Raw genomic sequence first — 19,550 nt, 5'->3', positions numbered from 1 at the left:
CCTCTTGCCTCGACAAGAAGAATCGGCAGAGGCAAGCTGAGCCATGCGATTGCAACGTCTCAATCCATGAGACAGACGCCTGCGATGGTGCGACATGGACAGCATTCAGGGGAGGATGGCCATGCGGCGAGACCAATGTCGTGCGATCGGGTATCTGGCCGGTGATACGCACGCCAGACCGCAGTGCATCGGTCCACGAGCGCGACTTTCTCTCAAGCATCACAAGGAAGCGCGACCATGACGAGCTTCCACGCCCTGTTCCATGCCGCCACGCAAGGCTGCCAGCCCTACCCCTACCAGGCGCGGCTGGCCGCCGGCCCCTGGCCGGACACGCTCGACGTCCCCACCGGCCTGGGCAAGACCGCTGCCGTGGCGCTCGCCTGGGCACACAAGCGCGGCTGGCGGCAAGGCGGGCGCCAGGCCGCGCCGGACAGCGCCACGCCGCGGCGCCTGGTGTGGTGCCTGCCCATGCGGGTGCTGGTGGAGCAGACCGAGCAAAGCATCCGCGGCTGGCTGGAGAACCTGCACATCCTCGGCAATCCCGGCGAGGGCAAGGTATCCGTGCATGTGCTGATGGGCGGCGCGGACGCCTTGAAAAGCTGGGCCGAGTACCCGGAAGAGGACATGGTCCTGATCGGCACGCAGGACATGCTGCTGTCGCGCGCGCTGATGCGCGGCTACGGCATGAGCCGCTACCAGTGGCCGATCCATTTTTCCCTGCTGCACAACGATTGCCTGTGGGTATACGACGAGGTGCAGTTGATGGGCGCGGGACTCGCCACCTCCGCTCAACTGGAGGCCTTCCGCCGCCACTTCCCATTGGCGCGCGGCAGCCGCTCGCTGTGGGTCTCCGCCACGCTCAACCGCGATTGGCTGGACACGGTCGATTTCAAGCCGCATCTGGAGTCGCTCATCGCGCTGAGCATTGGCCAAGAGGATCGCCAACAAGCGGGCGAGCGGCTTGGCGCCGTCAAGCAGGTTGCGAAATTGCCCTTGATCCTGGGCAAGGAAACCGGCAACAAGAAGGGACTCGACGCACACTCGAGCGCCCTGTGCGAGGCGATCCTCGAAGCGCACGACGCCGGCAGCCAGACCCTGGTCATCGTCAACCGCGTGGAACGCGCCCAAGCGCTGTTCCGGCTGCTGCGCAAGGCGCGCCCCGGCAAGAGGGACCTGCTGATCCACGCGCGCTTCCGCGCCGCCGAGCGCATCACCCAGAACCAGCGCTTGCGCGATGAACCCCCGGTCGACCGCATCGTGGTCGCCACCCAGGCCATCGAGGCGGGGGTGGATCTGTCCTCGAAGCTTTTGCTCACGGAACTGGCACCGTGGTCCTCGCTGGTGCAGCGCTTCGGTCGCTGCAACCGCCGTGGCGAGCACAACGCCGACGGCGCGCGCATCCTGTGGCTGGACATCGAGGACGACAAGGATCTGGCGCGCCCCTACGCGGCCGATGAACTTGCCCGCGCCCGCGCCAAACTCGACGTTCTGGACAGCGCCAGTCCACAGGATTTGCCGCCCACCGACCAGGCCCGGCCGCTCAGCGCCGTAGTGCGCCGCAAGGACCTGCTCGACCTGTTCAATACCGACCCGGACCTGTCCGGTTTCGACGTCGATGTTTCCGATTACATCCGCGCCAGCGACCGGCCCGACCTGCAGGTGTTCTGGCGCGAGTTCGATGACCCCAACGCAGCCGCACCGCAGCCCGGACCCGACCGCAGCGAGTTATGCCCGATCTCCATCGGCCAGGCCCGCGATCTGCACAAGCGCGGCGCCTGGCGTTGGGACACGCTCGGCGATGAATGGGTTGCGCTGGACCAACCCCCGCGTCCCGGCATGACGTTGATGCTGCGCGCGGCCGATGGCGGCTACGACGAACAGGTCGGTTTCGACGCCGCGCTGAATAAGCCTCCGGTGAAAACCATCGCGTTGCAACGCCGCTCGCCGGAAGACGCCTTCGACGAGGACCGGCGCTCGCAGCAGCCCCGGCCCATTGGCCTTGCCGCGCACCTGGGCCACGTCGCACGGCATGCCGAGGAACTATGCCGCGAGGTCGGCGAAACGGCCCATGCCGCGGCGCTGATCCGCGCCGGTCGCTGGCACGATCTGGGCAAGGCGCATCCGGTGTTCCAGCACTCGATGTACCGCTGCAAGGCCGCGGTGGGCGAGCTGCTGGCCAAATCCGATTGCACCGGGCCGATGCGTCATGGGCGAAGTTATTTCCGCCATGAGCTGGCCTCCATGCTGGCGTGGCTGGCCCAACACGGCAGTGACCCGGACGCCGACCTCGTCGCCTACCTGATCGCCGCGCACCACGGCAAGGTCCGCATGAGCCTGCGCGCCATGCCCGGCGAGCACGCACCGCCGGGGATCAAGCGTTTCGCCCGCGGCGTATGGGAAGGCGATGTGCTGCCCGCCCTGGATTTCGACGGCGAGCGCAGCGAGCCAACCGCGCTGAAACTGGCACTGATGGAACTGGGCGAGGGCGAACAAGGTCGCTCATGGACCGAGCGCACCGTGAACCTGCTCGACCGGCACGGCCCGTTCTACCTCGCCTGGCTGGAAACACTGGTGCGCCTGGCCGACTGGCGCGCCTCCGCCGCCGAGCAGGTGGAGCCATGAAATTGCTGGCCTTCGAAGCCGTCGCCAGGGCATTGCATGACGCGCGCGTGCGCTACCTCGTCGCCGGCGGGCTGGCGGTCAACGCACACGGCTACATCCGTCTCACGATGGACATCGACCTGGTCGTCGCACTGGACGCGGGCAACATCCAGCGCGCGTTCCAGGCGCTGGCCGGCATCGGTTATCGCCCCACCGTACCGATCGATGCCCAGGCCTTCGAGCGGGCCGAACAGCGCCAACGCTGGCGCGACGAAAAAGGCATGCAGGTACTCAACTTCCACAACGAGTCGTTCCCGGGCACGTCGGTGGACGTGTTCGTGTACGAGCCGTTCGATTTCGCCCACGAGTACGAGGTCGCCCTGCGCGGTGAACTGCTGCCCGGCGTCACTGCGCGCTTCGTTTCCATCCCCACCCTGATCCATATGAAGCGCGTCGCAGGCCGGCCACGCGACCTTGACGACATCCAGCATCTTGAGTGGTTGCAGGAGGACACCTCCGATGAATGAGCATGAGGTCGACTGGCGGGCGACCCGTTTCGACGGCAGCCGGCACGAACAGCTGCGGCAAGCGCGGAACATGACCGTACGCCAACGCCTGGAAGCACTGGACCAACTGACGACGCTGTCCGAACGCCTACAGGCCATGCCGCGCCAGGCCGGTTCCGGACCCCCCGCGTCCGCAGCCTCCGGGGTGCGCGAGCCCATCGCCGGCTACCGCGCGGCCACGCCGGACAACGAGATCGTGCTCGCCGGATGCACGCCAACGCCGCTGTCCCATTACCTGAAGGCGCTGGGCGTGCTGCGCCTGCTGTCCGAACGCCATCCGCAAACCCGGGCGGCGTGGCGAAACGAGAACCTGGTCCTGCATGGCCCGCTCGACCGCGCCGGGCTGGAGCACTTTTTCCTGCACGACTACCAACCGACGCCGATCATGGCGCCGTGGAATGGCGGCAGCGGCTTCTATGAAAAGGACAACAAGGTAGCTCTGCAAGCCATCGTCGAAAGCCCCACACCCCGGCTTGCCGTGTACCGCGATTGCCTGCGGATTGCCGAGTCGGCGCTCACCGGGATGGATCGCAGCGCAAGTCCGAAAGGGGATGAAAAAGTCGTACTCCTGACTCGGATGCGTGCGCTGCTTCCGGACGAGGCTTTGGGCTGGTTCGATGCCGCCGTGCTGATGGCGGGGGACGCTCCGCAATATCCGCCTCTGCTGGGAACAGGCGGCAACGACGGCCGCCTGGATTTCACCAACAACTTCATGCAGCGCCTGACCGAGGTGCTCGATCTTGCGACGGACGGCCCGTCGAGCGAGTCGCTCGCATGGCTGGATACGGCATTGTTCGGAGGCGCCGCGCCCGGCCTGGTCAAGAAGGCGATCGGGCAGTTCTCGCCTGGGCAGGCGGGTGGGCCCAATGCCACGACCGGCTTCGACGCAGAGGCGGCCATCAACCCGTGGGACTTCGTGCTGATGATCGAGGGCGCGCTGTCCTTCGCCGCGGCCGCTGCCCGCCGCAACGCCGACGACCCTTTCGGGGTACTCAGCTACCCGTTCACGGTAAGAGCCGTCGGTGCCGGCTCCGGCAGCCTCGGCGAGAGCGACGCTTCAGGAGCCCGCGGCGAACTGTGGATGCCGCTGTGGAATCGGCCAGCCAGCTACGCGGAGATTCGTGCGCTGCTGGCGGAAGGGCGCGTGGCACTGGAGAAAAAGCCCGCGCGCGATGCGCTCGACTTCGTCCGGGCGGTACACCGTTTGGGCGGCTATCGCGGCGTCAGCAGCTTCCAACGCTATGGACTGCTGATGCGTTCGGGCAAGGCCTATCTCGCGACGCCGCTCGAACGCGTCGGGGTGCTCGATGAGCCGCCAGCCAATGTGCTCGATGATCTCGACCACCATGGATGGTTGACGCAATTTCGCCGGTTCGCGCAAGGCGACAACGTCGCCCGCCGCTTCCTGGCGCTGCGCAAGCGACTGGAAAGTGCCTTCTTCGAGCTGTCCGGACGCGAGCCATCGCCCGGCGAAGCACAGTCGGTGCTGGTGCTGCTTGGCGACATCCAGTCCGCGATCGCCAGCAGCAGCAAGGCACGCGAATCGGTACCCCCGGTTCCGCGTTTGACTAGACGCTGGGTCGAACTGGCAAACGATGGAACGCCGGCTTTTCGCATCGCCATGGCGCTGGCGGGCCTGCAAGGGGTGAGCGATATCCCACTCCCGTTACGCGCTCAGCTTTTTCCGGTGCAACGCCGGCATGACCAATGGATGACCCCCGAGGCCGGCGACAAGGTACGCATCTGCACCGGCCAGCAGGGCCGCCTGACGGACACGCTGCGAGCCTTGCTGGAGCATCGCCTGTGGCTGGCCGACAAGCTGGAAATGACGGATCGCGAAGGCCGAAGGGCCAAGCCGCTTGCCAGCCCCGCCGGCGCCACGCTGGATGACATCGCCGCTTTCCTGCAAGACGGTCGCATGGACGACCGCATCGCCGCGCTGCTCCCTGGCCTTAGCCTGTGCGATATCCCGCGCGACACGGAGCAGGATGGCGGCCAAGGCACCGCCCCAGCGGCATTCGCCTTGCTCAAGCTGTGCCTGACCCCGGAGTCCACGCTGCGCGACCTGCGTGCGCTGGACAACGACACGCACATCGCCGTGCCGCCCGGCCTGCTGGCGCAACTGGCGGCCGGCAATGCAGACAATCGCGCCGTGCGTGCCGCATGGCGGCGCCTGCATGCCTCGGGCGTGAATCCCGTCTTCAAGATCGACGCGCTGCCGCTGCTCGACGGTGCGGCTGCCGACGGCGCCATCAACGGCCCATCGGCGCAACGCGTCGCTGCTGCCTTGTTGATCCCGTTGCGATACGAGGCAACGCGTGCACTGGTTCGCTGCGTCTTGGCAGCCGCAGGGCCAGAAGCTCGAACCGCCTGATTCCTTCCCATCGCTTTCGACTAGGAGCGCCAAACATGAGTGTTGACCTGTCCGCCCTGAGCCACGCACCGCGCCTCCTGATCCAGGCGCGATTGAAGCCGCTGCAAGGCACGCGTTTCCAGCCCACCGGCTTTCCGGAGATCGGCGCTGCGCAATACGAAGGCCCGCATGGCGAGGCCATGCTGCTGGTCGAATCGGCACAGAGTCTGGCCAACCGGATGGAAGCGGTGTGCTGGGACAAGGTTGCCGACGACTGGGTCGAGCCACTGCGCGGGCTTTCGGTCATCAAGGTAATGGACGAAAACGGCCAGCCGCTGACCAATTCCGTGCTCGAAGCGCACCGCATCAATTCGCCTTACGTACTGGAGGGCAGGGACAAGACGGTCTTCGACACGTTGAAGAGCGAACTGGCGGACATGGAAGAAGGTGTCGTCGATTTGAGAAAGCTCGCCCGGGTATTGCTCGGCCTCGACGTAAATGCCCTCCTGCATGGCGTGTTTCTGGCGAAAAAGGAACTGGCCGGCGGCCGCTTGAGGTTGCCGCGCGCGCTATCGGGATTCATCGAGGCGCGCGATACCAAGGTCGCCGCCAGCGGAGGCGTCAAAAACGATTCGGTCAATCCGAAAGGCGATACCGCCAAAGGCTTCGGCAACGTCCCCTTCGCGCGCGACGAATTCGTCTCGCCGCAGATCGATGCCTATTTCAACCTGGATCTGGCCCAGCTGCGCGGCTACGGTTTTTCGAGCGCCGTCTACGAACTGCTGGTAGCGCTGGCGCTCTTCAAGATCCGTGGCTTTCTGGAAGAGGGCTTGCGGCTGCGTACCGCCTGCGATTTCGAATGCGAGGCCGTGACGGTCCAGCGGCCAGGCGATTTCCGCATGCCGGAGTGGGCCGAACTGAAGGCCGCATTGCCGGGATTGATCGCTGCGGCCAAGGCCGACGCCCGATTCGAAGTCACCACCGTGACCTACAGGAAATAGACCATGCTCGCGCTAGCGTTCACCTTCCCCGCCGGGAAGTACCACGCCACGCCCTGGAGCCGGCACGTCAACGAAGGTGCCGTGGTCTGGCCGCCGGAACCATGGCGCGTGCTGCGCGCGCTGATCGCCACCTGGCATCACAAGATCAAACCCCTTGGCAAACACGAGGAAGCCACGCTGGCCGCCTTGATCGACTCGTTGTCGCAAGCTCTGCCGGAATACGCCCTGCCTGCCGCGAGCCACAGCCATACGCGGCACTACATGCCGCAATGGAAGGCGGGCGACACCTCGCTGGTGTTCGACGCCTTCGCCGCCGTCGCACGCGACGAGGCGCTGGTCATGGCGTGGCCGCAACTGGATCTGCCGGGCGCACAAGCCGCCTTGCTGGACGATCTGCTCGCGGCCCTGGGCTACCTCGGCCGCGCGGAATCCTGGGTGGAAGCGGCGCGCTTCGATGGTCCCTTCAAGCCCGATTGCAAACCCGGCAACGTCGCGCTCGACCCATCCACGGGCGAATTGCATGAGGTTGTCACCCTGCTCGCTCCCCTGCCCGCGGGCGAGTACGGCGCACTGCGGGGCAGCTTCCTCGCCGACAAGAAGGCCGCCAGAAAGCTGGGCTCGACCTTGCCATCCAAGTTGCTCGATGCCTTGTCGGTAGAAACGGCGGACCTGCGCAAACAAGGCTGGAGCCAGCCGCCCGCCGCGCAGAAAGTCGCCTACCTGCGGCCCATCGATGCCTTGCGCCCCAAGCGGCTCATGCACGAAGCGGTGGCGGCGCCGGCGACCACGGTTCGCTACATGCTGATCGGCAAGCCGCTGCCGCGGGTGGAGGACAGCGTTCGCATCGGCGAGTTACTGCGCCGCGCGGTGATGAGCGAGGCGAAGAAACAACTGGGCGAAAGCGCGATCCCGTCCGCCTTCTCCGGTCACGGCCTGCCTGCGGGCACCCGGCACCGGCATGCCTTCTACCTGCCGTGGGACGCCAACGGCGATGGCCGGATCGACCGGGTGATCGTGCATCGACCCGGCGGCCTGGCCCGCGAGGAACGCCGGGTCGTCGAAAAGCTGCGCCGCCTATGGAGCCGCGATGGCGGCGAATGGCAACTGGTACTGGAGAACATCGGCGACGCGCCCGCTGGCGGCCCGCTGTTGGCAACCGCCCCGCAGTGGCAGTCGGTCACGCCGTATATGCATCCCTGGCACGCCAAGAAGAACTTCGGCGTGGAGGACCAGATCAGGCGAGAGTGCCGCGAGCGCGGTCTGCCCGAGCCGCAGGTCGAGGCGCTTCCAACCATCACGATCAACGGCCGGCCGCGTCGCTCGATCCACTTTCACCGTTTCCGCGACAAGCGTGGCTTGAACCAGCCCGATCGCCACGGCAGCTTCTGGCGCATGACTTTCACCGAACCGGTTTCCGGGCCGATCGCGCTCGGTTTCGGCTGCCACTTTGGCCTTGGCCTGTTCCAGCCTGTGGCCTGAGGCATCGCCATGACTGATTTCGACACAGGGCACGGGCACCGTACTGGAGTTCATCCCGATGGTGCCGATGAAATCCGCCGGGGCTCGCTCAAGGGCATCGACGCGTCGGTACCGCGCGAGCGGGATAGCCTGTGAATGGGCTGGACTCGTCGGCGTGGCTGGAATATTCCGCGGACGGCCCCAATGCCCCGCGGTTCGCACGGGCCATCGAGGCTGTCGATGCGCTGGCAGTGCCTTCGATCAGCCTGTTGGAAGTGTTCAAGCGCGTGCTGCAGCAGCGCGATGAAAGCGCGGCGCTGCAGGTCGTCGCCGTGATGCGGCAATGAATCATCCCGGACCGACGCGGCTGATCGTCGACGATCGCGAATGGCACGGGGCGATGCCGGCCGCGCTCGCCGCCTGCGCTGCCTTTGCAGTCGAAATACGGCGCCTGCCGGTGGGTGACTATTGCCTCGACGACGCGCTGCTGTTCGAACGCAAGACGCTGCCCGACCTCGCCGCATCGATTGCGGATGGACGGCTGTTCAGGCAATCCCTGCGGCTGCTCAAGGCCACGCTCCCGGCCGCGTTGATCCTTGAGGGCAGCGCGCGGGATCTGGCGTCAAGCGGCATGCGTGTCGAGGCCATCCGCGGCGCTCTGGTTACCGTCTCGCTTTTCATGGGCCTGCCGGTGCTGCGCACGCGCGATGCTGCCGACACGCTGCTTACGCTGAGCTATGCCGCGCAACAGCGTCGGACCCTCGCCAACGGCGGATTGCCGCGCCACGCTTATCGACCCAGGGGCAAGGCCGCACTGCAATCGCATGTGCTGCAGGGGCTTCCGGGCATCGGCCCGGCGCGGGCGGCACGCTTGATCCAGCGCTTCGGCAGCGTGGAAGCGGCGACCGGCGCCGATCTGGATGCCCTGTCCGAAGTGGCCGGTATCGGGCCTGTCATCGCCCGCAAGGTCCGCTGGGCGGTCGAGGAACCGCGCGGCATCTATGTCCGTGAGAAAGGTTCGAACAGTCGTCATTCCGGTGGCCCCCGACAGCATGAAACCCGGACCATCGCCTCGCACTAATCTCGGCTTGCGCCGGGCGGCGCCCCTTCAAGACAATGCCCTCATGAAGATCAGTCGCAACGATCCCTGCCCTTGCGGCAGCGGCCGCAAGTACAAGCACTGCTGCCTGGCCAGGCAGACACCGGCAGCCTCCTCGGAAGAACTGGCATGGCAACGCATCCGGCGGGAGATGGAAGGGTTGCCCGAGCGTATGCTGCGCTTTGTCGCCCAGGTCTATGGGCCTGGCGCGTTCGATGAGGCGTGGTGGGAGTTCATGCTGTGGAACGATGACGAGCAGGCATTCGATGGCGATACGCCGCACGCCCCGGTATTCCTGCCCTGGATGCTGCACGGCTGGTCGCCCAATCCGGACGATACCGATGTCGCCGACACCGCCTTGCATGAAGTCGCGCCGACGCAGGCCTACCTGCAGCGCAAGGGGCACCAACTGTCGCCGGCGCTTCGCGATTACCTGCAATCGTGCCTGGACCGGCCATTCAGCTTCTACGAGGTCGAGCGCGTCGAACCCGGTCGAAGCATGACCCTGCGCGACCTGCTGACAGGCGAGCGCCATGACGTGTACGAACGTGCCGCCTCGCAGTCGTTGTCCCTGCATGAGGTGGTGTATGCACACCTGGCTTCGGCCAGCGGCGTCACCCTGATCGAGGCGATCTGCGCGGTCGCACTGCCGCCGGGTGACAAGGTGCCGGTGATCACGTTGCGCGAACGCATGCACAGCAACGACATCGGACTTGTCGATCCGGACAACCCCACCGAAAGGCTGCGGATGTGGGACATCGAGTTGCGCGAGCTGTACCTGTCGCTGTCGGAACGCTACCTGTATCCGTCGCTGCCGGAGCTGGTGACGTCCGACGGCGAAGTCCTCGAATTCCACACACTGGTATATGACATCGACTCGGCCCAGGCCGCCTTCGACGCCCTCGTCCACCTCGACCCCGCCGATCCCGCGACGCTGGAAGCGGACATCCAGCGCGATGCCGCGGGCCTCGTCCAGCACGCGCGCATCGACTGGGTGAAGATGAATCATGGCATGCACGCCGAATCGGGCACGCTGCTTGGCACCATCACCATCGACGGCAACCGGTTGACCGCGGAGGTGAAATCGCGCGAGCGCGCCGATCGGCTGAAAGCCATCATCGACGACACACTCGCCACCCGCGCCTCGTTGCTCGCCGACACCGCACAGACACTCGAACAGGCCATGGCAGAGGCCGACTCGTCCCCACCGCCACCGCTGGATACTCCCGAAACCCGCACCATCCTGGCCGACTACCTGCGCGATCACTACGAGCAGTGGATCGACCTGCCGCTTCCCGCACTGGCCAACCGCACGCCGCGCGAGATGGTGCAAAGCCCCGACGGCCGCGAACAGGTCGAGGCCTTGCTGCAGGATGCAGAGCAGCATGACCTCGGGCTGCCGGCCGCCACTCGCAAGACCATCTTCGACGCGATCCGCCTTCAATTGGGCCTGAGGACCTGAGAGCCCGCACGCGCTCGCGATTGCCATTCACCGGCACGCCATGTAAAAGCAAGCGACAAATCCGTTCAGAGGCTGAGAAAAATTCGACCGCCGTAGCGAGAGCGCCGCCAAGCGTTCGTGACAAGGTGCGCTGGGCGCCAATCCGGGGAGTTTGGTGGGCCAAATGACCCGGATTGGCACCCAGCGCGCCGCCGGCGCGGGCGTTTGGCGGCGGTCGCAGTAGGCGGGCGATTTTTTCTCAGCCTCTCAGGGTTGCCACGAAGGCGACGTTCGATGGAGCCGCAACAGGGGGATTTGCAATTGCCGTTTCCGGAGTTGAGCGGCGACCAGCCGCTGATCCCGGTACGCATGCTCAACGAGCATGTGTATTGCCCACGGCTGGCGTATCTGGAATGGGTGCAGGGCGAATGGGCCGATTCAGCCGACACGGTGGATGGCCGGCATCGGCATCAGCGCGTGGACAAGCCTTCCGGTGACCTGCCGGCAGCGGACAAGGCGCGCGAGGAGAACACCGAGATCCACGCCCGCTCGGTCACCTTGTCCTCCAACACCATCGGCCTGATCGCCAAGCTCGATCTGATCGAGGGCGAAGGTGGCGTCGTCACGCCAGTCGATTACAAACGCGGCAAACGCCCGCACATTCCGCGCGGCGTGTACGACCCCGAACGCGTGCAGTTGTGCGCGCAGGGCCTGCTGCTGCGCGAGCACGGCTACGTCTGCGAAGAAGGCGCGATCTACTACGTGGCCAGCAAGGAACGGGTCGCCGTGCCGTTCGACGACGAGCTGCTCGCCCACACCCGCAACGCCATCGCCGAACTGCGCGCCATGGCCGCGGGCGGTCGCATTCCCGATCCGCTGGTGGACAGCCCCAAGTGCCCGCGCTGCTCACTGGTGACGATATGCCTGCCCGACGAAGTCCAGTTCCTGCATCGCGCGGAACTGGCACCACGCCCCCTGGCGGTACCGCATCACGAGGCGCTGCCGCTGTACGTGCAGCAGTTCAACGCGAAACTGACCAAAAAGGGAGAGGTGCTGGAGGTCAGCAAGGACGATCAGCTGCTGGCCAAGGCGCGTATCGGCGAGGTGTCGCAAGTGGTGCTGATGGGCAATGTGTATGTCACCTCGCCCTGCCTGGGCGAGCTGATGCAGCGGAACATCCCGGTGACCTGGCACAGCTACGGCGGCTGGTTCTATGGCCACACGATCGGCAACGGCCACAAGAACGTGGAACTGCGCACCGCGCAATACCGCATCAGCTTCAGCGATGCCGCGTGCCTGCGCGTGGCGCGCGGGCTGGTGGCCGCGAAGATCGCCAACTGCCGCACCCAGCTGCGCCGCAACTGGAAGCTGGAAGAAAAACCCGAGCGCCTGCTGGCCGACCTCAAGCGCATCCAGAAACAGAGCGAAAGCGCCGACAATCTGCAAACCCTGCTCGGCATCGAGGGCAACGCCGCCGCGCACTACTTCGGGCATTTCCGCAACACACTCAAAGTCACGGCCGCCGAAGACGAGGCGTTGCTGTCGTTCGACTTCACCCAGCGCAACCGCCGCCCGCCGACCGATCCCATCAACGCCATGCTGTCGTTCGCCTACACCCTGCTCGTCCGCACGCTGACCGTCACCCTGCAATCGGTGGGTTTCGATCCATTCCGCGGTTTCTACCACCAGCCGCGCTACGGCCGTCCCGCATTGGCGCTGGACCTGATGGAACCGTTCCGCCCGCTGCTGGCCGATTCGGTGGTGATCCAGGTCATCAACAACGGTGAAGTGCATCCCGGCGATTTCGTCAGCGCGGCCGGCAGCGTCAACCTCACGCCGGATGGACGCAAGCGCTTCATCGCCGCATTCGAACGCAGGCTCAGTCACGAAGTCACCCACCCGCTGTTCGGCTACCGGCTCAGCTACCGTCGGCTGCTCGAACTGCAGGCGCGCCTGCTCGGGCGGTTCCTGCTTGGCGAACTGGATGCATATCCAAATTTCACCACCCGTTGAATTGTCGACCGCATACCATCGCAACGCATGAGACGACCATGGACGAGCATCTGTACCTGGTGACCTACGACATCCGCGACGACAAACGCTGGCGCCGGGTCTTCAAGACCATGAAAGGGTTCGGCGAATGGCTGCAACTCTCCGTATTTCAATGCAGGTTGAGCCGGCGCCGGCACGCCGAAATGCTGCAGCTGCTCGACGGCATCATCCTGCGCCGTACCGACGCCCTGCTGATCATCGATCTGGGTCCCGCCGACAAGGTCAAACCACGCGTCGTCAGCCTGGGCGACAAATTCGAACCGGTAGCGCGCGAACCCATCATCGTCTGAAAGCAGTCGTTACCCTTGGAATCGATGCCACTTCATCTTGCCGCACGCCGCGAGCGCTCCGGTGATGCCCCAAACCCCCGCCACCGCTCGCACCGCTTTGCTCTTTGACAATCAGTACCTTGCCACCGCTTCTTGCCGATACCGTCACGGCCCCGCTACCCTGCGCCCTCGCCATCCGTCACCGCTCGCATGGCGCGCCACAACAGCCCCTCACACAAGGACTTGCAAGAGGGCTGTAATCCGCAGCGAATAGCTGCGGCCTCATTGAAGCAACAACGCGATCGGTGATCTGCGTCGCGCGTTTGCCGAGTAATCCGCAGCGAATAGCTGCGGCCTCATTGAAGCAGCCGCCTGCTGTTGGGCAGACTTCCAAGCACTGTCGTAATCCGCAGCGAATAGCTGCGGCCTCATTGAAGCCAGCGCCTTGATCTGCTCATAGACGGCAGTGGTGAGGTAATCCGCAGCGAATAGCTGCGGCCTCATTGAAGCCCCATACACGTCAGTTTTTGTGACGCCAGATGGGCGTAATCCGCAGCGAATAGCTGCGGCCTCATTGAAGCAATCGCGTCGAGCAGATCAAGTTCAGCGAGAACTGGTGTAATCCGCAGCGAATAGCTGCGGCCTCATTGAAGCTTAATATTTTTTTTTTAGAAGAGGATATCCCCGGTTCGTAATCCGCAGCGAATAGCTGCGGCCTCATTGAAGCATATCCGAAGCGCCGGGGCTAATAATGCTCCGAATATGTAATCCGCAGCGAATAGCTGCGGCCTCATTGAAGCACGATTTTCTCCGCCGGGATGGCTGGCATGGGGTTTGTAATCCGCAGCGAATAGCTGCGGCCTCATTGAAGCATTGCCGCACGCGTGCCAGGTCGCCGCGCCCTACCGTAATCCGCAGCGAATAGCTGCGGCCTCATTGAAGCAGCACGATGCCGCTCGCCATGTACTCAGCGATTCGAGTAATCCGCAGCGAATAGCTGCGGCCTCATTGAAGCAATATGCCGAGCCGTGACGCCCGCGGGCTACCCACGTAATCCGCAGCGAATAGCTGCGGCCTCATTGAAGCCGCTTGCGGCCCTCGCTTATCAACGCGTTGGCCTGTGTAATCCGCAGCGAATAGCTGCGGCCTCATTGAAGCGCCCGCACTGCGGGGCGGTAGGGCGCGGGGCGCCAGGTGTAATCCGCAGCGAATAGCTGCGGCCTCATTGAAGCGTAGCCAGTACCTCGCAGCTTCGGGCAGGTGATGACGAGTAATCCGCAGCGAATAGCTGCGGCCTCATTGAAGCGGGGCTATCCGCGCCGTGGTCCTGATGTTCAAGGGATGTAATCCGCAGCGAATAGCTGCGGCCTCATTGAAGCTTCTCCTACGTCGCGACATCCGATTTTCTGACCGGGGTAATCCGCAGCGAATAGCTGCGGCCTCATTGAAGCCTCTTAGTGGTGGGTGACTGCGAGGCCATGGTGCCGTAATCCGCAGCGAATAGCTTCGGCCTCATTGAAGCGATGGATAGGAGCCGCACGTATCAGGGAATCGCGGTAATCCGCAGCGAATAGCTGCGGCCTCATTGAAGCGAACGCACCGGTGGTGCCGATGCGGGTGGTGAGCTGTAATCCGCAGCGAATAGCTGCGGCCTCATTGAAGCGTGCAGGGCCTGCGGCTCACCTCGCTCATCGCCCCGTAATCCGCAGCGAATAGCTGCGGCCTCATTGAAGCCGAGGGCACCTGCCCGCCCATGTACACGTCCAGCAGGTAATCCGCAGCGAATAGCTGCGGCCTCATTGAAGCGTGATCGCCTCGACCGGCTTCTTGCCGATGTCCTCGGTAATCCGCAGCGAATAGCTGCGGCCTCATTGAAGCAATACGAACGTCGCAGTAGTTGGTGAATTGGCGGTCGTAATCCGCAGCGAATAGCTGCGGCCTCATTGAAGCCGGCGGATCGTGGTGGGGTGTGCGCTCAGGCACCTGGGTAATCCGCAGCGAATAGCTGCGGCCTCATTGAAGCCAACGCTTCGGCGTGTCCGGTGACCAGATTTGCGCGTAATCCGCAGCGAATAGCTGCGGCCTCATTGAAGCTTGATGAGGACTTTAGCTCTTACGACTGCAATGCTCGTAATCCGCAGCGAATAGCTGCGGCCTCATTGAAGCCTCGACGACGTGTGTCTTGCCGACACCGCCGCGCCCGGTAATCCGCAGCGAATAGCTGCGGCCTCATTGAAGCGGCTGTAATCGATACCCCAGTGCTGACCCTTTCCGGTAATCCGCAGCGAATAGCTGCGGCCTCATTGAAGCTGCACTGCCTCAGCGGAGGCTGCGTAGCCCTTGCGGTAATCCGCAGCGAATAGCTGCGGCCTCATTGAAGCCACATTGCCCGGTCGCCGTGCCATCCGTTCTTCCCGGTAATCCGCAGCGAATAGCTGCGGCCTCATTGAAGCAAGGCAGGACCGCAAGGACGTTCGGCGGAAGGACAGTAATCCGCAGCGAATAGCTGCGGCCTCATTGAAGCCGCGAGTCGGGCGCAGTGATCGCGTTCGATTGGGAGTAATCCGCAGCGAATAGCTGCGGCCTCATTGAAGCTCGGCCAGCACCGACGCGTCGTAGGACTTTTCATCCGGTAATCCGCAGCGAATAGCTGCGGCCTCATTGAAGCACGTTCTCCCAGTGGCCGATTGCCAGCTGCTACGTGTAATCCGCAGCGAATAGCTGCGGCCTCATTGAAGCAGTTTGCCGACTGCCAAGCGTTCCAGTACGTCTTGGGTAATCCGCAGCGAATAGCTGCGGCCTCATTGAAGGGAACTCGATACGTGCGCCGGCCATCAGTGGTAGCCTCCTGTTCGCGCGGTAGTTTCCAAGAGGAACGGTTGGTGGGCCTGCCCACCATGATCCGGTTCGAGTCCGGCGCCGCGCACCTTCTTCAGTCCAGCGAGCCGCGGTAATCCGCAGCGAATAGCTGCGGCCTCATTGAGGCTGCGTACTGCGGCATTTGAGTCGCAACAATCACACCGGCCAGCGAAATTCCACGAAGGTGTTGTGGAAATCCGGATGTTCCGGGCCGCCGCCCAGGCGGGCGGTGAGGTCTTCGGGCAGGCCGGGGATTTCCACCGGCTGGCCGTCCATGAAGCGGCCGCCCAGGGCTTCGAGTTCCATCAGCCGCTCGCACAGGCTGCCGGCGAGGTTCACCTGGGCGTCCGGCACGCCGCGCAGGCTGATGTCCGGGCGGCCGAACTTGCGCATGCCGCGGGTGTGGATCCAGTTGCGGCCGGGTTCGGCCTCGCCGTCGCGCAGGATCAGCAGGTGGCTGCGGATCGGCGCGCCGTCGCGCACCAGATAGCGGCGGCGCCAGCTGTCGGCGTCGAGCAGGGTGAGGATCTGCGGATCGAGGATCGCCACGCCGCCGATGTCGAGCAGACCGGCCAGTACGCCCATCACGTCGCGCAGGTAGCCGGTGTCGGCGGCGTCCGGAATGGTGCCGCGCACCACCAGTACCTGCGGCGCACCGACCGCGCGCTGGTAGGCCTCGGGCGACTCGTCCTTGAACAGCTTGCCCATCGAGCCCTTCAGCGGATAACCATCCCAGCTGCGCAGGGCGTGATGGTGGTGATTGGTGGAGCTGATGCCCGCGGGCAGCCCCGGGCTTCCGTAATCCTGCGAGGGCACGCGCACGGCCGGGAAATCGCCGAACACGTAGAACTGCAGGACGATTTCCTCGTCGTTCGGCTGCCAGTGCGGACGCGCCCAGGCGGTCAGTGGAATCGGCGAGGTCATCGGAAGTCCTTGGGCGGAAAATGCGCGAGTGTGAAAGAGGCGATGTGGCCGCCGCGCGAAGGCTATTCGCCCAGCGGCAGCACGCTCTGCTGCAGTTCGATGCTGCCGCGCCCCTCGGTGATGTGCTTGAACTCGGCGCGGCTGACCGAGACATAACGGTCGTTGCCGCCGATCTCGACCTGCGGCCCTTCGGTCACGGCGCGGCCGCGCTCGTCCACGCGCACGACCATGGTGGCCTTGCGCCCGGTGTGACAGATGGTCTTGATCTCTTCCAGCTTGTCGGCCCAGGCCAGCAGGTAGCAGCTGCCCTCGAACAGCTCGCCGCGGAAATCGGTGCGCAGGCCGTAGGCGAGCACCGGGATGTCGAGCCGGTCGACCACGTCGCTGATCTGCCACACCTGCGCCTTGGTGAGGAACTGCGCCTCGTCGACGAACACGCAGTGCAGCGGCCCGCGCGCCTCGATCTCGCGTTCCACCATGGTCAGCAGGTTTTCCTCGCCGCCGAAGCGCCGCGCGTTGGCCTTCAGCCCGATCCGCGAGGCCACCACGCCCTCGCCGAAGCGGTCGTCCAGCGCGGGCGCCAGGATCAGCGTGCGCATGCCGCGCTCGTGATAGTTGTACGCGCTCTGCAGCAGCGTGGTGGTCTTGCCGGCATTCATTGCCGAGTAATAGAAATAGAGCTTGGCCATGGGCGGCAGGGCGGGCGCGGCTTCGACGGGCGGTCGAGCATGGTAGCGCGCTGAAGCCGGGACGAGGAATGAGTGAAGAGGAGTGAGAGGTGGGGCATGGCCGGATGTTGCCTGCGCTTACTCACTCCCAGCCCGCCCGCGTTACCATCCCCGTCCACGCCGCGCATCGCCGGAACCCCATGCTCAACCCGCAACAACTGGCCGCCGTCGAATACTGCGATGGCCCGCTGCTCGTGCTTGCCGGCGCCGGCTCGGGCAAGACCTCGGTGATCACGCAGAAGATCGCCTACCTGATCCGGCGCCGGAAACTGGCCGCCTCCAAGATCGCCGCGATCACCTTCACCAACAAGGCCGCGCGCGAGATGCGCGAGCGCGTCGGCAAGCTGGTTTCCAGCGAGGATGCCGCCGCGCTGACCGTGTGCACCTTCCACGCGCTGGGCCTGAAGTTCCTGCAGATCGAGCACGCGCGCGCCGGACTGCGCCGCGGCTTCTCGGTGCTCGATGCCGACGACAGCGAAGGCATCGTCAAGGAGCTGGCGCCCCGCTCTGTGGGAGGACGGGGTGCCAAGCCGGACGTGCTGTTCGGCATCCGCAACCTGCTCGGCCGCGCCAAGAACGCCGGCCTCTCGCCGGAGGAAGCGCTGGCCGCCGCGCGCAGCCCGAAGGAGCTGGAGGCGGCGACCATCTACGACCTCTACCAGCAGCGCCTGGCCGCGTTCAACGCGGTCGATTTCGACGACCTGATCCGCCTGCCGCTGCGCATCCTGGAAGCCGATGCCGAGTGCCGCGATGCCTGGCGCGAGCGCCTGCGCTACCTGCTGGTGGACGAGTACCAGGACACCAACGACGCACAGTACCGGCTGCTCAAGGCGCTCACCGGCCCGAAGGGCCACATCACCTGCGTGGGCGACGACGACCAGTCGATCTACGCCTGGCGCGGCGCCAACCCGGAGAACCTCGACCAGCTCGGCCGCGACTGGCCGAACCTGCGCGTGATCAAGCTCGAGCAGAACTACCGCTGCGGCAAGCGCATCCTGCGCGCGGCCAACGCACTGATCGCGCACAACCCGCACGCGCACGAGAAGAAGCTGTGGAGCGAGCATCCGGAAGGCGCGCCGATCCGCGTGCTGGAGTGCAGGGATGCCGAGCACGAGGCCGAGAAGATCGCCTCGATCGCGGTGACCCTGGCCGAGAAGCACAAGGCGCGCTGGCACGACATGGCGATTCTCTATCGCGGCAACTTCCAGGCGCGTCCGCTGGAGAAGGCGCTGCGGCTGGCGCGCGTGCCCTACCACCTCACCGGCGCGTTGAGCTTCCTCGACCGCGCCGAAGTGAAGGATCTGCTGTGCTACCTGCGCCTGCTCACCAACCCCAGCGACGACGCCGCCTTCCTGCGCGTGGTGAACGTGCCGAAACGCGAGATCGGTGCCACCACGCTGGAAAAACTCGGCCAGATGGCGCAGTCCAGGCACTGCTCGCTGCTGGAAGCCACCCGCAGCGACAGCGTGCTGCGCCAGCTCACGCCGCGCCCGGCTGCCGCGCTCGCCTCGTTCTCCACGTTGCTGGACGAGCTGCGCAGCGCCTCGCTGCACGAGAGCGCGGCGGACCTGGTCGAGCGCATCCTCAGCCGCACCGACTATGCCGCGCAGATCGCCGCCAGCACGCCGGACGCCACCGTGCGCGAGCGCAAGCTCGGCAACCTGAAGGAACTGGCCGACTGGTTCCGCGCCATGCAGAAGGGCGGCAACAGCGCCGGCGATCTCGCCTCGCAGCTGGCCCTGCTCAGCCACGCCGACCGCGACGATCCCGGCAACGCGGTGCGCATGATGACCCTGCACGCGGCCAAGGGGCTAGAGTTCCGCTTCGTCTTCATCGTCGGCTGCGAGGACGGCACGCTGCCGCACGAGAGCGCCATCGACGAGGGCCGCATCGACGAGGAGCGGCGCCTGATGTACGTGGGCATCACCCGCGCCCGGGAAGTGCTCACGCTGTCGTGGTCGGCCAGAACCAGGCGCTACGGCGACGTCCACAACAACCAGCCCAGCCGCTTCCTGCACGAGCTGCCGCAGGACGACCTGCACTGGCAGGGCAAGGACCCGGAGGCGGACCAGGAGGCCGTGCGCGTGACCGCCGAATCGCACATGGCCAAGATCGCCGCGATGCTCGCCGGCTGAACCCCCAGCCACCCCCCGGGTCGATTCGGCATCTCCGCTCAGCAGCGGACCCTGTTTAGAAAAG

At 65.3% G+C, this 19,550-nt stretch carries 14 protein-coding genes and 1 CRISPR repeat array; of the genes, 12 read left to right on the top strand and 2 right to left on the bottom strand.

Annotated features, from left to right (window positions below):
• The first annotated feature begins 237 nt into the window (after window positions 1-237).
• The 11 genes from cas3g to cas2 all read left to right on the top strand — a co-directional run bounded on the left by cas3g (window position 238) and on the right by cas2 (window position 12,861).
• Window positions 238-2,622, top strand: a complete 2,385-nt coding sequence (cas3g, locus tag ACO2Q2_RS11900) for a type I-G CRISPR-associated helicase/endonuclease Cas3g (protein WP_423255994.1) — start codon at window positions 238-240, stop codon at window positions 2,620-2,622.
• Window positions 2,619-3,128, top strand: a complete 510-nt coding sequence (locus ACO2Q2_RS11895; protein WP_423255993.1) for a hypothetical protein — start codon at window positions 2,619-2,621, stop codon at window positions 3,126-3,128. The genes cas3g and ACO2Q2_RS11895 overlap by 4 nt, the downstream gene beginning before the upstream one ends.
• Window positions 3,121-5,541 carry a type I-G CRISPR-associated protein Cas8g1/Csx17 gene (cas8g1, locus tag ACO2Q2_RS11890; protein WP_423255992.1) on the top strand — a complete coding sequence of 807 codons (2,421 nt, stop codon included), beginning with the start codon at window positions 3,121-3,123 and terminating at the stop codon, window positions 5,539-5,541. Before ACO2Q2_RS11895 ends, cas8g1 begins: the two co-directional genes overlap by 8 nt.
• Before the next feature lie 35 nt (window positions 5,542-5,576).
• On the top strand, window positions 5,577-6,521 hold the full coding sequence (cas7g, locus tag ACO2Q2_RS11885; protein WP_423255991.1) for a type I-G CRISPR-associated RAMP protein Csb1/Cas7g: 945 nt from the start codon (window positions 5,577-5,579) through the stop codon (window positions 6,519-6,521).
• Window positions 6,522-6,524: 3 nt separating this feature from the next.
• Window positions 6,525-8,000 carry a type I-G CRISPR-associated protein Csb2 gene (gene csb2 / locus ACO2Q2_RS11880; RefSeq protein WP_423255990.1) on the top strand — a complete coding sequence of 492 codons (1,476 nt, stop codon included), beginning with the start codon at window positions 6,525-6,527 and terminating at the stop codon, window positions 7,998-8,000.
• Between the two features lie 9 nt (window positions 8,001-8,009).
• Entirely contained in the window at window positions 8,010-8,135 is a 126-nt protein-coding gene (locus ACO2Q2_RS11875) for a hypothetical protein (protein ID WP_423255989.1), read from the top strand.
• Entirely contained in the window at window positions 8,132-8,326 is a 195-nt protein-coding gene (locus tag ACO2Q2_RS11870) for a hypothetical protein (protein WP_423255988.1), read from the top strand. The genes ACO2Q2_RS11875 and ACO2Q2_RS11870 overlap by 4 nt, the downstream gene beginning before the upstream one ends.
• Window positions 8,323-9,060, top strand: coding sequence for an ERCC4 domain-containing protein (locus tag ACO2Q2_RS11865; protein ID WP_423255987.1), 738 nt, complete (start codon window positions 8,323-8,325; stop codon window positions 9,058-9,060). The genes ACO2Q2_RS11870 and ACO2Q2_RS11865 overlap by 4 nt, the downstream gene beginning before the upstream one ends.
• Window positions 9,017-10,540: an SEC-C metal-binding domain-containing protein gene (locus tag ACO2Q2_RS11860; protein WP_423255986.1), complete on the top strand. Its 1,524-nt coding sequence runs from the start codon at window positions 9,017-9,019 to the stop codon at window positions 10,538-10,540. The genes ACO2Q2_RS11865 and ACO2Q2_RS11860 overlap by 44 nt, the downstream gene beginning before the upstream one ends.
• A 273-nt stretch (window positions 10,541-10,813) precedes the next feature.
• Complete coding sequence (cas4g/cas1g, locus tag ACO2Q2_RS11855; RefSeq protein WP_423255985.1) at window positions 10,814-12,532, top strand: CRISPR-associated endonuclease Cas4g/Cas1g; 1,719 nt, start codon at window positions 10,814-10,816, stop codon at window positions 12,530-12,532.
• A 38-nt stretch (window positions 12,533-12,570) separates the two neighbouring features.
• The gene (cas2, locus tag ACO2Q2_RS11850; RefSeq protein WP_423255984.1) at window positions 12,571-12,861 is read left to right on the top strand and encodes a CRISPR-associated endonuclease Cas2; all 291 of its coding nucleotides are present in this window, start codon (window positions 12,571-12,573) and stop codon (window positions 12,859-12,861) included.
• Window positions 12,862-13,096: 235 nt separating this feature from the next.
• Window positions 13,097-15,651: a CRISPR direct-repeat array (repeat unit 36 nt; unit sequence GTAATCCGCAGCGAATAGCTGCGGCCTCATTGAAGC).
• Window positions 15,652-15,855: 204 nt separating this feature from the next.
• Here the strand turns inward: cas2 and ACO2Q2_RS11845 are convergent.
• Window positions 15,856-16,623, bottom strand: a complete 768-nt coding sequence (locus tag ACO2Q2_RS11845; RefSeq protein WP_423255983.1) for a hypothetical protein — start codon at window positions 16,621-16,623, stop codon at window positions 15,856-15,858.
• A 62-nt stretch (window positions 16,624-16,685) separates the two neighbouring features.
• The gene (locus ACO2Q2_RS11840) at window positions 16,686-17,312 is read right to left on the bottom strand and encodes a thymidine kinase (protein ID WP_423255982.1); all 627 of its coding nucleotides are present in this window, start codon (window positions 17,310-17,312) and stop codon (window positions 16,686-16,688) included.
• 179 nt (window positions 17,313-17,491) lie between these two features.
• Between ACO2Q2_RS11840 and ACO2Q2_RS11835 the strand changes: the two genes are divergently transcribed.
• Window positions 17,492-19,486, top strand: coding sequence for a UvrD-helicase domain-containing protein (locus tag ACO2Q2_RS11835; protein ID WP_423255981.1), 1,995 nt, complete (start codon window positions 17,492-17,494; stop codon window positions 19,484-19,486).
• Window positions 19,487-19,550: the final 64 nt, after the last annotated feature.

It is taken from the genome of Dyella sp. KRB-257 (assembly GCF_049445995.1).
GTDB lineage: Bacteria > Pseudomonadota > Gammaproteobacteria > Xanthomonadales > Rhodanobacteraceae > Dyella_A.
Note: the sequence above shows the minus strand (reverse complement) of the source record. Positions and strands in the feature narration are given on the sequence as shown.

Excerpts from the sequence above, each read along its gene's own strand:
- cas3g (WP_423255994.1), top strand. The coding sequence starts at position 238 with ATGACGAGCTTCCACGCCCTGTTCCATGCCGCCACGCAAGGCTGCCAG.
- ACO2Q2_RS11895 (WP_423255993.1), top strand. The coding sequence starts at position 2,619 with ATGAAATTGCTGGCCTTCGAAGCCGTCGCCAGGGCATTGCATGACGCG.
- cas8g1 (WP_423255992.1), top strand. The coding sequence starts at position 3,121 with ATGAATGAGCATGAGGTCGACTGGCGGGCGACCCGTTTCGACGGCAGC.
- cas7g (WP_423255991.1), top strand. The coding sequence starts at position 5,577 with ATGAGTGTTGACCTGTCCGCCCTGAGCCACGCACCGCGCCTCCTGATC.
- csb2 (WP_423255990.1), top strand. The coding sequence starts at position 6,525 with ATGCTCGCGCTAGCGTTCACCTTCCCCGCCGGGAAGTACCACGCCACG.
- ACO2Q2_RS11875 (WP_423255989.1), top strand. The coding sequence starts at position 8,010 with ATGACTGATTTCGACACAGGGCACGGGCACCGTACTGGAGTTCATCCC.
- ACO2Q2_RS11865 (WP_423255987.1), top strand. The coding sequence starts at position 8,323 with ATGAATCATCCCGGACCGACGCGGCTGATCGTCGACGATCGCGAATGG.
- cas4g/cas1g (WP_423255985.1), top strand. The coding sequence starts at position 10,814 with ATGGAGCCGCAACAGGGGGATTTGCAATTGCCGTTTCCGGAGTTGAGC.
- cas2 (WP_423255984.1), top strand. The coding sequence starts at position 12,571 with ATGGACGAGCATCTGTACCTGGTGACCTACGACATCCGCGACGACAAA.
- ACO2Q2_RS11845 (WP_423255983.1), bottom strand. The coding sequence starts at position 16,623 with ATGACCTCGCCGATTCCACTGACCGCCTGGGCGCGTCCGCACTGGCAG.
- ACO2Q2_RS11840 (WP_423255982.1), bottom strand. The coding sequence starts at position 17,312 with ATGGCCAAGCTCTATTTCTATTACTCGGCAATGAATGCCGGCAAGACC.
- ACO2Q2_RS11835 (WP_423255981.1), top strand. The coding sequence starts at position 17,492 with ATGCTCAACCCGCAACAACTGGCCGCCGTCGAATACTGCGATGGCCCG.